Origin of the sequence: Sphingomonas caseinilytica (assembly GCF_023516455.1) — a bacterium.
Classification (GTDB): domain Bacteria; phylum Pseudomonadota; class Alphaproteobacteria; order Sphingomonadales; family Sphingomonadaceae; genus Sphingomicrobium; species Sphingomicrobium caseinilyticum.
In genome coordinates, this window is the sequence record NZ_JAMGBA010000001.1 from 1,320,949 (window position 1) to 1,335,928 (window position 14,980).

The 14,980-nt window shown below is 63.1% G+C and carries 16 protein-coding genes; 6 read left to right on the plus strand and 10 right to left on the minus strand.

Annotated features, from left to right (window positions below; genetic code table 11):
• Window positions 1-83: 83 nt before the first annotated feature.
• Window positions 84-593: a hypothetical protein gene (locus LZ496_RS06645; protein ID WP_249903800.1), complete on the plus strand. Its 510-nt coding sequence runs from the start codon at window positions 84-86 to the stop codon at window positions 591-593.
• 56 nt (window positions 594-649) lie between these two features.
• On the opposite strand, the gene LZ496_RS06650 is transcribed toward LZ496_RS06645, so the two are convergent.
• From LZ496_RS06650 to LZ496_RS06660, 3 genes are all read right to left on the minus strand, one after another.
• Window positions 650-1,303, minus strand: coding sequence for an OmpW/AlkL family protein (locus LZ496_RS06650; protein WP_249903801.1), 654 nt, complete (start codon window positions 1,301-1,303; stop codon window positions 650-652).
• A 92-nt stretch (window positions 1,304-1,395) separates the two neighbouring features.
• On the minus strand, window positions 1,396-2,598 hold the full coding sequence (locus LZ496_RS06655) for an NnrS family protein (RefSeq protein ID WP_249903802.1): 1,203 nt from the start codon (window positions 2,596-2,598) through the stop codon (window positions 1,396-1,398).
• Between the two features lie 64 nt (window positions 2,599-2,662).
• Window positions 2,663-4,948 carry a nitric-oxide reductase large subunit gene (locus LZ496_RS06660; RefSeq protein ID WP_249903803.1) on the minus strand — a complete coding sequence of 762 codons (2,286 nt, stop codon included), beginning with the start codon at window positions 4,946-4,948 and terminating at the stop codon, window positions 2,663-2,665.
• A gap of 218 nt (window positions 4,949-5,166) precedes the next feature.
• On the opposite strand from LZ496_RS06660, the gene LZ496_RS06665 reads away from it, so the two are divergent.
• A complete protein-coding gene (locus LZ496_RS06665) occupies window positions 5,167-5,556 on the plus strand; it encodes a hypothetical protein (RefSeq protein WP_249903804.1) in 390 nt (129 codons plus the stop codon).
• Here LZ496_RS06665 and fixJ read toward each other — a convergent pair.
• Together fixJ and LZ496_RS06675 are read right to left on the minus strand one after the other, a co-directional pair.
• Window positions 5,553-6,182 carry a response regulator FixJ gene (fixJ, locus tag LZ496_RS06670; protein ID WP_366516696.1) on the minus strand — a complete coding sequence of 210 codons (630 nt, stop codon included), beginning with the start codon at window positions 6,180-6,182 and terminating at the stop codon, window positions 5,553-5,555. The genes LZ496_RS06665 and fixJ overlap by 4 nt on opposite strands.
• A complete protein-coding gene (locus LZ496_RS06675; protein ID WP_249903805.1) occupies window positions 6,179-7,330 on the minus strand; it encodes a PAS domain-containing sensor histidine kinase in 1,152 nt (383 codons plus the stop codon). The genes fixJ and LZ496_RS06675 overlap by 4 nt, the downstream gene beginning before the upstream one ends.
• Before the next feature lie 153 nt (window positions 7,331-7,483).
• Here LZ496_RS06675 and hemN point away from each other — a divergent pair, with 153 nt between their 5' ends.
• Both hemN and LZ496_RS06685 read left to right on the plus strand, forming a co-directional pair.
• Window positions 7,484-8,803 (plus strand): oxygen-independent coproporphyrinogen III oxidase, encoded by a 1,320-nt coding sequence (gene hemN / locus LZ496_RS06680; RefSeq protein WP_249903806.1) that lies wholly within the window; start codon window positions 7,484-7,486, stop codon window positions 8,801-8,803.
• An 18-nt stretch (window positions 8,804-8,821) separates the two neighbouring features.
• The gene (locus tag LZ496_RS06685) at window positions 8,822-9,211 is read left to right on the plus strand and encodes a SirB2 family protein (RefSeq protein WP_249903807.1); all 390 of its coding nucleotides are present in this window, start codon (window positions 8,822-8,824) and stop codon (window positions 9,209-9,211) included.
• A 41-nt stretch (window positions 9,212-9,252) separates the two neighbouring features.
• Here the strand turns inward: LZ496_RS06685 and LZ496_RS06690 are convergent, their stop codons facing one another.
• From LZ496_RS06690 to LZ496_RS06710, 5 genes are read right to left on the minus strand one after another with little or no spacing between them, the layout of a single operon-like run.
• A complete protein-coding gene (locus LZ496_RS06690) occupies window positions 9,253-10,515 on the minus strand; it encodes an MgtC/SapB family protein (RefSeq protein WP_249903808.1) in 1,263 nt (420 codons plus the stop codon).
• Complete coding sequence (fghA, locus tag LZ496_RS06695; protein WP_249903809.1) at window positions 10,512-11,351, minus strand: S-formylglutathione hydrolase; 840 nt, start codon at window positions 11,349-11,351, stop codon at window positions 10,512-10,514. The genes LZ496_RS06690 and fghA overlap by 4 nt, the downstream gene beginning before the upstream one ends.
• 2 nt (window positions 11,352-11,353) lie before the next feature.
• Complete coding sequence (locus LZ496_RS06700; protein ID WP_249903810.1) at window positions 11,354-11,737, minus strand: VOC family protein; 384 nt, start codon at window positions 11,735-11,737, stop codon at window positions 11,354-11,356.
• 12 nt (window positions 11,738-11,749) lie between these two features.
• Window positions 11,750-12,106: a cupin domain-containing protein gene (locus LZ496_RS06705; protein WP_249903811.1), complete on the minus strand. Its 357-nt coding sequence runs from the start codon at window positions 12,104-12,106 to the stop codon at window positions 11,750-11,752.
• The gene (locus tag LZ496_RS06710) at window positions 12,106-13,218 is read right to left on the minus strand and encodes an S-(hydroxymethyl)glutathione dehydrogenase/class III alcohol dehydrogenase (RefSeq protein ID WP_249903812.1); all 1,113 of its coding nucleotides are present in this window, start codon (window positions 13,216-13,218) and stop codon (window positions 12,106-12,108) included. Before LZ496_RS06710 ends, LZ496_RS06705 begins: the two co-directional genes overlap by 1 nt.
• 76 nt (window positions 13,219-13,294) lie before the next feature.
• Here LZ496_RS06710 and LZ496_RS06715 point away from each other — a divergent pair, with 76 nt between their 5' ends.
• Together LZ496_RS06715 and LZ496_RS06720 are read left to right on the plus strand one after the other, a co-directional pair.
• Entirely contained in the window at window positions 13,295-14,059 is a 765-nt protein-coding gene (locus tag LZ496_RS06715) for an SDR family NAD(P)-dependent oxidoreductase (RefSeq protein WP_249903813.1), read from the plus strand.
• Window positions 14,056-14,865, plus strand: a complete 810-nt coding sequence (locus LZ496_RS06720) for an enoyl-CoA hydratase family protein (RefSeq protein ID WP_249903814.1) — start codon at window positions 14,056-14,058, stop codon at window positions 14,863-14,865. The genes LZ496_RS06715 and LZ496_RS06720 overlap by 4 nt, the downstream gene beginning before the upstream one ends.
• Window positions 14,866-14,980: the final 115 nt, after the last annotated feature.

The window sequence follows — 14,980 nt, forward strand, 5'->3', positions numbered from 1 at the left end:
AGGGTGGTCGTTCCCCAAATCGGCGAGATTTTCCAGCCTGGTTGCCATGTCCATTTCAGGCGCCTCGATCAAATCTTCAGGACATGAGGCAGATCAAAGACATTCCCCTGGTCCCTTGGGAAAAGGGATACATGGCAACCGAAGCGTCACATAAGCCGCAATACTACGTAGTTGGGCTCGGCATCGACGAGGCGGATTCAGCCTATCCGCTCATCCGCTCAATCGCTCCGGAAATCACTGCCCATGAATGGCGACGCTATGTGCGGCGCCGTTGCCACGACGGCGGGTTCAAAGGGTTGTACGACTGCAATGAACTGCTGATCGGCCTGTTCAGCTACCGGTTCGGCGAGCGTCTGCGTCAAGGCCGCGTTCTGGCGATCGACGATTTCGTGACATTCGAATTGAGCAATGCCGCACCTGGCCGGAAATTGCTGATGGCGACCGCCGAGCGATACGCCCGCAACCGGGGTTGCACCGGCATGGAAGTTCGCGTTGGAGCACGGGGCATTGGCGATGCCGGGTCTGCCAAGGCGAGCGGCTGGCTTGGGCTCGGCATGGATCTCGAATCCGTCGTCTTCGTCAAAGCATTTTGAGCACCGGACTCCGGCAAACAGGCTCCGGGTCGAGAGACCGGGAGCCTGTCATACCCTTAGAATCTCATACCGAGGCCAACACCGACGACCACTGGATCGATGCTGACATTAACCCGGTTGATGAGATTGCCGGTGGTCAGCTTCGCCTCCGTGTCGATGTCGATATATTTGACGTCGACGTTTAAGAACAGGTTCTTGGCGATATGGACGTCGACGCCGGCCTGAAGGGAGTAGCCGAAGCTGTCGTCGAGCTTGACATTGGTCTTGCCGATTGCGGTTTCGAGCGCGTCGCTCGCATCTTCATTGTAGAAGTGGGTGTAATTAAGTCCCAAGCCCACATATGGCCGGACCTGGGCCTTCGGCGCAAAATGATACTGCAGGGTCAATGTCGGCGGAAGCACCCAGGTGTCGACCAACTCCCCAACCGGTTCGAGCCCGCCTTTGCCTTTGACATCATGCTTGGTCGTTGCAGCAATTAGCTCAAGGCCGAAATGATCGGTCACGAAATATGTGAAGTCTACTTCTGGAGCAAAGCTGTTCGTGACGGAAACTTCGTCATTGGGAAAGGCGGGTTTGATCCCGCTGGAATCCTCCGTGGGAGCTACCAGGATTGCGCGCGTACGGACAAGGAAATCGCCCTGCTCGGCTTGTGCGGGTGCCGCGACGGCAAGTGCGGCAGTTGCCAGTGTAACGAAGAGTTGAATTTTCATTTTAGGCTAGCCCTTCTTTGGAGGAAGCTTGCCCTTGGCCGAGCCGATGCCGTCGTTCTTTGATTTGGCTCAATTCCGCAGAAGCACGGCGATCAGGGTCTGCCGTCCGGTCGTGGGCCGAGCAGCTTGGGTCCAAAGAGCACCAGGAAGAGCAGGAATGCACCGCCCCAGAGCGCTCCGGCCAGCTTGATCGCCAGCAGATAGTCCATCGGCAGCCAGGGAGCGGCGACGCGCAGCATCGCGCCCGCCGTGACCAGAACATAAATGATCACCGTGCCCTTGCCGGCATGCAGCTCCCGGCCGGTGTGGCCAAGCGTTGCACGGGTCATGACTGCCAGGACCATCGAAGCCATTGCCCCCGCACCAAGCGCGTGGAGCCCGGCAGTACCCGATACATCCATGTCGACAATGCTGAGGCCGAGCAGGAGCAGGCCTATCGGGAGCCAGGCGTAGGAAACATGCAGGATGAGAACCAGTGGCTCGCTCGCGGTTCGCCAGCCTCCCCAGCGGGCAAGCCTTATCGCCTGAAGCACAGCGGCGGCGAACAGCAATGCGGCCGTCAAGCTCGGCTCTGCCTGGAACGCCCAGCATCCCAACCCAAGCGCTGTCGTCCCGATTGCGAAATGGTCAAAGGTCGAAGCTTGGCCTGGAAGACTTCCCTGCCCCTGCTTGATCAGCCAGTTGGCCGTGAATGAAGGAATGATCCGGCCCCCGATCAGCGTGATCAGTATAAGGATGAGCGCAAAGCCGCTCCGCCAGCCGATCTGGTCGGTGCCGACGAAACCCAGGCCTTCGAGATGATCGACGACCGCCGCAATCGCGAGCAGCAGCGTTACGCCAACGACGGGCAGGTTGCGGTTCCTGGCAATGAGCACCTCACGCGCGCAAGCCCCGGCCAGGGTGAACAGGAAGGCCGCTTCGGCCAGCATTGCCGTGACGCCGCCAATCGACCCCGAAAACAGGATGGCGGCGCGCGCCGCGATCCACATCAGTGTCAGGGCTGCAAGCCTGCGGCCGGCGATTGGCAATCGCCCGGTCCAGTTGGGTATCGCCGTCATGAGGAAGCCGGCAATCACCGCCCCCAGAAAGCCGAACAGCATCTCGTGCCGATGCCAGGCCAACGGGTCGAGTGCGGTCGGCAGCGTAATATTGCCCGACAGCGCTTCGATCCAAAGGCAGACGACGACGATCGCCCAAAGTGGGCCGAGAAAGAAGAAGGGCCGGAAACCCGCCCTTAGAACCGGCGGGAGTTCCAGCAGCTTTGCCCGGCGGTCGACGTTTGCGTTTGCGTTCATTTCGTCCTCAAAGTGGCGGCCGGCCCCGGAAAATGCGCTAACCGGGACCGACCGCCAATCCGGCTTACTCCGCCGGAACCATCGCGGGCTCGGGTTCGACCTGCCCAATGGCCTGCTTGACGCGCGGCCCGATCAACAGCTTGGCCATGAACAGTGCCAGGATGATTGCCCCGACGCTGAACACCGTGTCGCCGGGCACCCGCATCCACACCAGGGTCTCCATGACCGGGCTGTGGATGACTTCCGGCGAACGGGCATACCAGAAGCCGGTCGTGACACTGTGGTAGGCCTGGTAGATGCCCTGCGGCACGAGGCTCAGGAACACCATTGCACCAAGGCCGATGTTCAGCGCCCAGAAGGCAGGCTTCAGCATCGCGTCCGACCAGGCGGTGGTCCGGTACGAGGTGCGCAGGCAGAACAGCATCAGGCCGATGCCGAGCAATCCATACACTCCGAACAGCGCCGCATGACCATGGCTTGGGGTCAGATTGAGACCCTGCACATAGTAGAGCGAGATCGGCGGGTTGATCGCGAAGCCGAGCACGCCCGCGCCGACCAGGTTCCAGAACGACACTCCGACGAAGAACAGGATCGGCCACTTGTAGGTCTGGACCCACGGCGCCGCCTTGGTGGCGCGGTAGTTGTGGAGAGCCTCGACGCCCAGCAACGCCAGCGGAACCACCTCAAGCGCCGAGAACATGGCGCCCCAGGCGATGACCGGAGTGGTCGTCCCCGAGAAGTAGAGGTGGTGCAGGGTGCCGAGGATCCCGCCGGTCAGGAACACCGCGGTCGAGAAGACGACCGCCGTATTCGCTGCCCGGGCCCTGACCAGCCCAAGGCCGGCGAAGATCAGCGCGATGATCGCTGTCGCGAAGACTTCGAAGAAGCCTTCGACCCACAGGTGGACCACCCACCAGCGGAAATATTCGATCATCGACAGCGGGCTGTGGCGGCCCCAGGTCAACGCTGCTCCATAGAACAGGCCGATCGAGATGGTCGAAACGAACACCATCCCGATGAGGCCCCGGGTTTCGCCCGGCTTCTTGAGCGCAGGCCATAGCGCCCGCCCGACGAGCGTCAGCCAGATCATCAGGCCGGCGAACAGCAGGATCGCCCAGAAGCGGCCAAGGTCGACATATTCATAACCCATATGGCCGAACCAGAAGTTCTGGAGATGCCCCAGCTTCTGCTGGACAGCGAACCATTCGCCCGCGAACGATCCGATGACGACGACCAGCAGGGCACCCCACAGGATATTGACGCCGAGCTTCTGATACTTGGGCTCATGACCGCTCAGCATGGGTGCGAAGTAAAGGCCGGTCGCAAGCCATGCCGTGGCAATCCAGAAGATCCCAAGCTGGGTGTGCCAGGTGCGGGTCAGCGCATAAGGAATGATTTCCGAGATATTGTAGCCGTAGAACTGCTGACCCTCGACCGCATAGTGGGCGGTGACCGCGCCAAGCACGATCTGCGCCAGGAACAGGCCGACGACGGTGATGAAATATTTGGTCGTCGCCTTCATCGAAGGGGTGGGGTTCACGCGCAGGAACGGATCGCTTGCCGGTACGACGGCATGCTCGTCCTCGCCCTTTCTCGCCTGGTACCAGGTCAGCCAGCCGACGCCGATGATCAGGAACAGGACACTGGCGATCGACCAGATGCCAAGCGATGCGGCCGGCTGGTTGCCGACCAGCGGATCATGCGGCCAATTGTTGGTGTAGCTGATGGCCTGGCCCGGGCGCTGCGTGACGCTTGTCCAACTGGTCCAGAAGAAGAATGCGCCAAGCTGCTCGCGCTGCTTGGGATCGCTCAAGGTCTTTTCCGGAATGGCATATTGTTCGCGAAGACCCGAAAGCTTAGGGTCGCTGCTGAACAGCTGGGCATAATGATCGCCGACGATGTCGATGGCCGCAGCACGATCCGGGCTGACGGTGATCGCTCCGGTCTTCGCATCATATTTGTTGGTACGAAGCTCTGACTGGAGGCGGGCCTTCAGCGCCGCCTGCCTCTCCAGGGACAAGGCAGCGAAGTTCTTCGCGCCGTCGCGCTTGGCCCAGATATCGAGAAGCGTGGTGGATTCACGATGCAACCAGTCAGCACCCCAGTCGGGGGCGACATAGCCGCCATGGCCCCAGACCGAACCCAGCTGCATTCCGCCGAGAGTCTGCCAAACCTCGCGGCCGGTCTGGATGTCGGCCTTGGTGAAAAGTTCCTGGCCGCTGGTCGTGACGACTCGCTCCGGCACTGGCGGTGCCTGGACGTAAATCTCTCGGCCGAGCAGCCCAAGGATCCCGAAGGAAACGAGGAAGATCCCCGCTAGCCAGGACCAAAGCTTCTTGTTGTTAGCCATCTCAAATGTCCCCCCGGCCCAATGCCGGTCATGATGCGAGAGGTAGCGAGGCGGCGACCTTCTGGATGTACGTGATTTCCGAAGTCGCTGGGTCGCGCCTCGCTGCCGCCGGTTTCGGCGCGGCCCGGCGCCAAGGCATTGATCCAGCTCAATTGAGTGCGGGACTTCCGTACATGTGCGTATTCCGAATTCGCCTCGTCCCTACCAATTTGGGGCCCATGAATTGGAAGGTGATCCGACTAGAGCTTGCGTCCAGCTGGGAGTTTCCCAGGGGATCGGCGGGGCGCAGCTATTTGATTCGGCTGCCGCTTTCCGATGACGGCGCAATCGATGCCCCGGCGCTTGAATCGGAACCGGCGCGGGCAACGGTCCGCCGCCATTGGCCGAACGAGGCCGATATGCTGGGCTATCTTGTGCGAACGCCGATGGGATTTGCGATCCGCTACGAATTGAACGGGGCGGAATCCAGAGGGCGAACCGCGGGCCATGGCTTGGAAAGTCAGCAACTGCTGCAATTCGGAGCCGATGCCATCAAGGTCGGCGAACAGATTTTCCTGACGGAGCCCGACGGCAGCCGGCTCCGCTTCCGAATTGCAAATTTACACTAGGATCCGTCGGCCTGGTTTTCATCGAGACCCGCGGCAAAGGCAATCCGCAACGCTTCGGAAAGGCTGGCAACGCCAAGCTTGCTCATCAGGTTGGCGCGGTGGATTTCGACCGTGCGCGGGCTGATGTCCAGGTCATAGGCGATGGTCTTGTTGGGGTGGCCCCGCACCAGACCTTCCAAAACGTCCCGCTCTCTTGGAGTCAGCGCCTGAAGCCTGGTCCGGGCTTCTTCCGCCCGGGCTCGGCTGCGCCCAGCCTGGTCAATCCGCGCAAATCCCTCTTCGATCGCACTGATCAGGACGGCCTTTTCGAAGGGCTTCTCGATGAAATCCACCGCACCCGCCTTCATCGCCTGTACCGCCACGGTGACGTCGCCATGGCCGGTCATGACGATCACCGGAAGCCCGACTCCACGTTCCTTCAATGCCTCCTGGACCTGCAGCCCATCCATTTCGGGCATGCGGACATCGAGCAGGATGCAGCCGGGCATCAGTTCCCTGGCGCCCTTCAATAGCTCCACACCTGAAGAATAGGCCATGACCTGATAGCCGGACGTCCTGAGCATGAAGCCCGCCGACCGGCGAACGGCCTCATCGTCGTCGACCAGATGAACGATCTTCTCGCTCACGCCTTTGCCTCCTCGCTGTCCGCGTCAATGATCGTGAAATGGAAAGCCGTTCCGCCGATCTTGGATTGGTCGGCCCAGATGCGCCCACCATGGGCCGCGATGATCGCTGCCGAGATCGACAGGCCAAGGCCCATTCCGCTCTGCTTTGTGGTCTGGAAGGGTTCGAATAGCCGCTCCGCGACCTCCGGTGAAAGTCCGGGCCCACTGTCCGCGACGGTGATCCGGATCAGGCCGCCGGCCTCCTTTTCCGAATGGATGAGGAGCCGCCGGTCCTCGACCTCCTCCATGGCCTCGATCGCGTTGCGGATGAGGTTGAGCAGGACCTGCTGGATCTGGATCCGATCCACCAATATCCGGTCCGCTTGCGGATCGAGCCGAACGTCGACCTCCAGCTCCTGCTCGCCGGCGCCGACCAGGGCCAGTGCGTTGGCCTCCGTGACAAGGCGGTGGAGGCTTTCGATCCGCCGCTCCGTTTCGCCCTTGGAAATGAAGTCGCGCAGGCGCCGGACGATCTGACCGGCGCGGACCGATTGAGCAGCACTCTCGTCGAGGGCCTCCCGAAGTACGGCCAGCGTTTCCTCGTCCGGCACCTGCTGAAGCAAGTCCCGCGCCGTCTCGACATAATTGGCGATCGCGGTGAGCGGCTGGTTCAGTTCATGGGCAAGGCTGGTCGCCAGCGTCCCCATCTCCGAAACCCGCTGAACATGCGCCAGGACGGACTGAAGGTCGTGGACTCGAAGCTCGGCCTGTTGCCGTTCCGTCAGGTCCCGGATGAAGCCGGTGAACACCCGCTCTTTTCCGATCCGTGCCTCGCCGACCGAAAGCTCGATCGGGAAAGCCGCCCCATCCCGATGGCGCGCCGTCAGCACTCGGCCGATGCCGATGATCCGCCGCTCGCCGGTGCGCATGTATCGCTTCAGATACCCGTCATGACGTTCGCGATCGGGGGAGGGCATGAGGATGCTGACATTTTCGCCCAGCACCTCCTCTTCCTTATATCCGAACATCCGCTCGGCCGATGCGCTGAACGACAGCATCGTTCCTTTTTCGTCGATGACGACGATCGCGTCCGGGGCGGTCTCCAGGATCGACCGCAGGTGCGCTTCCTGCGCGAAAATGCTCTCGGTCCGGGCAAGCTCCTTGGCCATGGCGTCCATTTAACCGGGAAAGCCCAGATTCAAAGGGCAAACGGCGCGCCTAGGTAGCATTGCGTAGGGCGTTTCGGACCCCGGCGAGCCTATGCATCGGCTTCAGAAGGCAGCTGGCAAGCGTCGCGAAATTGGCGCGGTCGAGGATTGGAAATGACGGGCTGGACTTACTTCCCCGAACTGCTGGCGACGCCGGTCCCGCGCTATACGAGCTATCCGACCGCGGCCGAATTCGGCGATGCGGTCGGTGCACGCCAATTGGACGCGGAGCTGGCCGTCATCGACCCCGACCGGCCGGTCTCGCTCTACGTCCACATCCCTTATTGCCACGAGATTTGCTGGTACTGCGGCTGCAACACCGGCGCCGCCAACAAGACCCAGCGCCTCACCGGCTATCTCGACACGCTTCATCAAGAAATTGAACTGGTCGCCGGGAAACTGGGCGGAAGAGGCAACGTCCGCCGGATCGCTTTGGGCGGCGGCAGCCCAAATGCAATTTCGCCCAATCAGTTCGCAGCGTTGCTTGCAACGCTGAGGGCGGCATTTTCCGCGGAGGATGCGCAACTTTCGATCGAGCTTGATCCCCGTTCGCTCGATGCGTCCTGGTACCAGGCAATTGCCGATGCCGGTGTCACTCGCGCCAGCCTTGGTGTCCAGACACTGGACCCCAAGGTTCAGCGCTCGATCGGCCGCTTGCAGCCGGAGGAGTTGATCCGAACCGCCGTCAAGGAATTGCGCAGTGCGGGAATCCGCTCGCTCAACTTCGACCTGATGTACGGCCTGCCGTATCAGGGACTTGCGGAACTGAACGCGACGCTGGCGGCGACCATCGACATGCGGCCCGAGCGTATTGCCTTGTTCGGCTATGCCCATGTTCCCCACCTGATCGCGCGGCAGCGCCGGATCGACGGAAAAGCCTTGCCGGACGCCGAATTGAGGTTCCGGCAGGCCGAATTTGGCCACAAGGTGCTGACCCACGCCGGTTACGACCCCATCGGCTTCGATCATTATGCCCGGCCCGACGACCTGCTGTCGGCGGCGGCGCGGCAGGGACAGCTACGGCGCAATTTCCAGGGCTTTACGGAAGATGGCGCCGATATTCTGATCGGCCTCGGCGCCAGCGCGATCAGCCAGTTCCCAGGCCTCATCGTTCAGAATGAGAAGAACGCCGGCCGCTACAAGATCCGGGTCTCATCCGGATTGCTCCCCGCTACGCACGGCATCGTGCGAACCGCCGAAGACGAGCGCCGCCGCCGCATCATCGAGCAGATCCTTTGCGACGGCGAAGGCGATTTCCTGTTCGAACAGCAATTGCTCGATAAACTCCAACCTTTCCTGGAGAGGGGCCTGGTCACGCTCGAGTGCGGACGTCTGCGGCTACCGGACTACGCGCGCCCTTATGCCCGTGTGATCGCCGCATTGTTCGATCAGTATCGGCAACCTTCGGCGACGCGGTTCAGCAACGCCATTTGAGGCCGCCGGAATAGCATCATGGAAGCATTCTATCTCGAGATCAGGGCGGTCCACATTGGCGCCGTCGTTATCAGCGGCGTTCTGATGCTGCTGCGCGGCCTCGCCCGAAACGCTTTCAATGCTTCCTGGGTGACGAGCTGGCCGGTGAAGTCCTTGTCTTACACGATCGACACGGTGCTTCTGACCGCGGCCCTCATGCTGACGACGATCATCCAGCAATTTCCGTTCGTAGACGGCTGGCTGACAATGAAGGTGCTGCTGCTCGTCCTGTACATCGTGCTCGGCTACTCCGCCCTTCGCGGCAAAACCTTGAAGATGAGGTGGTCAAGCCTTGCGGGTGCCGCACTGATCTATGGCTTCATCGCCACCATCGCCCGCGCCCATAGCCCGTTGGGTCTCTTCGCCTGACGATAATGGCGGGGGGCGATTGATCGCGACTCCCCCTCCGTTCAAAGCCTCAGCCATCCGATGATGAGGCTTGCCGCCAGCGCGGCCATGCTGGCCCCGAGCGCCAAGGCCGCACTTAGTCCCTTGCCCCTGGCATAGGCGATCGTCACGCCCAGCTTCACGAACATGTTGGCAAGGATCGTTCCACATAAAGCGAGCGCAGCCAGATCGGCGCCGATCGCGCCTGGCGGGAGGCCGCCGGCGGTGACGATCGCCGCGTCGACGTCCATCGAGCCCATCACCAGCAGGAGGACTGCGATCCCTTCCTGCCCGAACCGGCCTTCCGCCCACCGCGCGACCACAGCGGCGACGGCAATGAACAGCAGGAAACCAAGGGCCGGCACCAAGGCGATCGGGTTGCCCGGCGGCGACGGTCCTTCGCAGCGGGATGCCTTGCGATACAACCACCAGCCGGCGAGCCACGCGACCAGCAAGGCCGGCGCAAGGACGAAGACGAACGACCACAGGATCCGCGGCGCAAGGATCGCCACTAGGACGATCACGCGAAGATACATGACCGCGCTGGCCAGCGCGATTCCGGCGGCTTCCGAACCACCCGCTTCCTTTGAGCCGAGCCGCTGGGCGAGCGATTGGGTGACCGCGGTCGAACTATAGGCGCCACCGATCAGGGCGGTGGCGATGGTACCACGCCGCGCGCCGAAAATGCGGTTGGCGACATAGGCCATGAAGGAGAAGCCGGTGACCAGCACCACCACCCACCACAGCTTCGCCGGGTTCCACGCGCCATAGGGCCCCATCGGATGGTCGGGCAGGAATGGTAGCACGCCGAGCGCGATGACGGCGAAGCGGGCCAGCGCCTTCACGTCCGCCTCGTCGAGCCGGCTGACGAATCCGTGGATTTCCTCCCGCATTGCCAGCACCAGTACGGTTGCGGCAGCGCAGGCGATCGCCAGCCCCGCCGAGCCAGCGCCGGCGACGCAGGCGATGCCAAGGGTCACCAGGCCGGCGACCTCGGTGGTCGCGTCGCGGCTTTCCTGGACACTTTTCCAATAGCCGATGACCAGGATTGCGGCCGCTGCGAGAACGATGGCCGCCGCAGCCCAAGGCTGCCCCTTCGAACCCAGCAGACCGGCAAGTCCGCCGCCGAGGCCGATGAGGGTGAAGGTCCTCACCCCTGCGACGCGGGTCCCGCGCTCGCTCCGTCGCTGGGTCCAGCCGCGCTCGATCCCGATCAAAAGGCCGGCGGCGATCGCTGTGCCGATGCGGATGGCCTCATCGGCCCAGGCGTCGGCGCCACCGATCAACGGTTCAGCCGCTCCGCATGCCAGCGCACATGGTCGGCCATGAAGGATGAGATGAAATAATAGCTATGGTCGTAACCCGCCTGACGCCGCAGGGTCAGCGGGATGCCCGCATCGGCGCAGGCTTGCTCCAGCAGTTCCGGCTTCAGCTCGCGCTCGAAGAAGGGATCGGCGTCGCCGATGTCGACCAGCAGTTCGGGAAGGCGAGCGCCATCCTCGATCAGCGCGACCGAGTCATGGGCGCGCCATGCGGATCGGTCGGCGCCGAGATAGTTGGACAAGGCCTTGTCGCCCCACGGCACCTGGCTCGGCGCGACGATCGGCGCGAAGGCCGAGGTCGAGCGGAAGCGTCCCGGATGGCGTAGCGCGACGGTCAGTGCGCCGTGACCGCCCATCGAATGGCCGGTGATCCCCTGCCGATCCATGTCGACCGGGAATTGATCGGCGACCAGCGCGGGCAATTCGGCCGTGACATAACTCCACATGCGATAATTGGCCGACCATGGTGTAGTGGTCGCATCGACGTAGAAGCCGGCGCCAAGGCCAAAGTCCCAGGCCCCTTCGCTATCGTCGGGGACGCCTTCGCCGCGTGGGGATGTGTCCGGCGCGACGAGAATGATGCCGGCTTCGGCGCAGGCCGCGCGAAACTCGCCCTTCTCGGTGACATTGGCGTGAGTGCAGGTGAGGCCGGAGAGGTACCAGAGCACCGGCAGCTTCGCGCCCGGCGCATGGGCGGGCACGAAGACGCTGAACACCATGTCTGTGCCGGTCTCGGCGGAGGCATGGCGATAGACGCCCTGCACCCCGCCGTGGCTTTTGACCTCGCTGACCGTTTCCACGCCTATTCCTTCGGCATGCGGTAGAAGCCGCACAGCTTGTTGCCGTCAGGATCGCGCAGATAAGCGAGGTACATTTTGCCAAAACCGCCATCGCGAATGCCGGGCGGATCCTCACAGGATGTGCCGCCGTTGGCGACACCAGCCGCGTGCCAGGCGTCGACCTGATCGGGGCTGCCGGCCTTGAACCCGATGGTCGAGCCATTGCCGTGGGTGCAGCACTCGCCGTCAAGCGGCGGGCCAATGCCAAGCGATCCTTCGCGCGTCATCCACCAGTCGGACTTGCCGAAGTCCTGGCCCGGCGCAATGCCCAGCGCGCCCAAGGTCGCATTGTAGAATTGGCGCGACCGTTCGCGGTCGCTGCACCCCAGCATTACATGGCTGAACATCATTCTCTCCCTCTAAATTTCGACCGCGACGGTCGCTGTCGCGGGATCGCCCGTGTTCGGCATGTCCTTCGGGTCGATCAAAAGCAGCTTTACCTCGCCCTTGCGCGCACAGGGTCGATGCTCGGTTCCCTTCGGCACGACGATGAGGTCGCCGGCATTCAGCGTCACCGTGCGGTCGCGGAATTCCATGTCGAGCTCGCCGTCCAGGATCAGGAACAGCTCGTCGGTGTCGTCGTGGCTGTGCCAGATGAACTCGCCCTCGACCTTCACCAGCCGGACTTCGTGATCGTTGTACCGGGCGACGATCCGCGGCGCCCAATGGTCGGAGAAGCTCTCCAGCTTCTCGGGAATGTTGACCTTGTCGGCCATCAGTAGACCACGACGCTGCGGATGCTTTCACCCGCATGCATCAGGTCGAAGCCCTTGTTGATCTCTTCCAAGGTCAGGACATGGGTGATCATCGGGTCGATGGCGATCTTCCCGTCCATGTACATGTCGACGATCTTGGGCACGTCGGTGCGGCCCTTGGCCCCGCCGAATGCCGTCCCGCGCCAGTTACGGCCGGTGACGAGCTGGAATGGCCGGGTGGCGATCTCCTTCCCCGCCTCGGCAACGCCGATGATGATGCTGGTGCCCCAGCCGCGATGGCAGCATTCCAGCGCCGTCCGCATCACCTCGGTATTGCCGGTCGCGTCGAACGAAAAGTCCGCGCCGCCGTCGGTGATCTCGACGATCTTGGCGACGGTTTCCTCGCGGCTCATGCCCTTGGTATTGAGGAAATCGGTCATTCCGAACTGGCGGCCCCATTCCTCGCGATCCGGGTTGATGTCGATGCCGACGATCCGGTTGGCGCCGGCCAGCTTCGCGCCCTGGATGACGTTGAGTCCAATGCCGCCGAGACCGAACACCACGACATTGTCGCCTGGCTGGACGTTGGCGGTCTTGGTCACCGCACCGACGCCGGTAGTGACCCCGCAGCCGATGTAGCAGCTGGTCTTGAACGGCGCGTCCTCGCGGATCTTCGCGACGGCGATTTCGGGGAGGACGGTGAAGTTGGAGAAGGTCGAGCAGCCCATATAATGATAGATGGTCTGGCCCTTGTAGCTGAAGCGGCTGGTGCCGTCGGGCATCAAACCCTTGCCCTGGGTGGCGCGGATGGCCGTGCACAGGTTCGACTTGCCGCTGAGGCAGGTTTTGCACTTGCCGCACTCGGGTGTGTAGAGCGGAATGACATGGTCGCCGGGCTTCACGCTGGTGACCCCGGCGCCGACCTCGCGAACGATACCGGCGCCCTCATGCCCTAGCACCGACGGGAAGATGCCCTCGCTGTCGAACCCGTCGAGCGTATAAGCATCGGTGTGGCAAATGCCGGTCGCCATGATCTCGACCAGCACCTCGCCGGCCTTGGGGCCTTCGAGGTCGAGCTCGACGATCTCCAGTGGCTTCTTGGCTTCGAAGGCGACGGCGGCGCGGGTCTTCATGTCTTCTGCTCCCTTGTTCGCGCACGCCTTGCCACCTCTCATCGCTTGGGCCAAGCAGGGAAAAAGGATGGATGCCATGGGCTGGGCAAATGGACGTCATGCGCTGGTTACCGGGGGAGGAACCGGAATCGGCGCCGCAACCGCACGAATGCTGGCGGCGGAAGGTGCGAAAGTTACTCTGCTTGGCCGTCGGAGGGAGCCGCTGGAGGCGGTCGCGGCGGAGTTCGGCGGGACAGTCGTCACCTGCGACATCACCGACCGTGACGCGCTCGCAAAGGCGATCGATGACGCTCGCGCCGCCAACGGTCCGCTGGATTATGTCGTCCTGAATGCGGGCATTGCCGACAGCGCCCCGTTCGGCCGGACGAGCCGCGAAAGCTACAACCGGATCATCGCCACCAACCTGACGGCGGTCTTTGACGGCGCCCAGCTTGCGCTTCCAGATCTCTTGCAGGGCGAAGACAAAAGATTGGTTGTCGTCGCCTCGGTCGCGGGCCTCGGCGGTATCGCGCTGGCCGCGCCCTATGCCGCGTCCAAGCATGGCGCGGTCGGCTTGGTCAGGAGTCTGGCACTGGAGTTCGCCAAGACCAACCTCACCGTTAACGCGGTCTGCCCGGCATTTGTCGACACGCCGATGACCGACGCGTCGGCCGACCGGATCAGCGAGCGGACCGGGCGAACCGAGGCAGAGGCGCGCGACGCGCTGGCCAACCTCAACCCAAATGGCCGGCTGGTTGCGCCCGAGGAAGTCGCGGCGTCGATCCTCCACCTCTGCCACCCGTCCAGCCGGTCGATAACCGGTTCCTGCCTGACCATCGACGGCGGAGTGACGGCGGCATGACCTTCTGTCCCGACGATCTTCAGCCCAAGCATTTCCTGTGGGACTTCGCCGACGGCGTCGCGACGATCACATTGAACCGGCCGGAGCGGAAGAATCCGCTGACCTTCGAGTCCTATGACGAGCTTCGAGCGACCTTCTGGAACCTCGACAATTGTCGGCAGGTCAAGGCGATCGTGATCACCGGAGCGGGCGGCAATTTCTGCTCGGGCGGCGACGTCCACGAAATCATCGGTCCGCTGACCAAGATGGACGAGGCCGGCCTGCTCCGTTTCACGCGAATGACTGGCGACCTGGTTCGCGCGATGCGGGCATGTCCGCAGCCGATCATCGCGGCGGTCGAAGGCGTTTGCGCGGGCGCTGGAGCGATCATCGCCATGTCCAGCGACCTCCGCCTTGCCTCCCCCGAGGCCAAGGCCGCCTTCCTCTTCACGCGTGTCGGCCTTTCAGGCGCGGACATGGGCGCCTGCGCGATACTGCCGCGGCTGATCGGCCATGGCCGCGCGGCGGAGCTGCTCTTCACCGGGCGCAGCATGACCGCCGACGAAGGCTTTGCCTGGGGCTTCTGGAACCGACTCACGCCCAATGTCCTTGCCGATGCACAGGCGCTCGCCCGCGACCTCGCCAAGGGTCCGAACATCGCTCACGCCGTGACCAAGAAGCAGCTCGACGCCGAATGGCATGTCTCGATAGAAACGGCGATCGAGATGGAGGCGCGGGCGCAGGCGCACTGCATGCAGACCAAGGACTTCAAGCGCGCCTACGAAGCCTTCGCGGCCAAGCAGAAGCCGGAGTTCAAGGGTGACTAGCCTCCCCTCCCTTTCAAGGGAGGGGCCGGGGGTGGGTGAGCCCCGAGGCAGCTCGATGCTGCCCAAGGGCTTGCCTAAAGCTGCCGTGGGGGCCCCCCCCCCCCCCCCCCCCCCC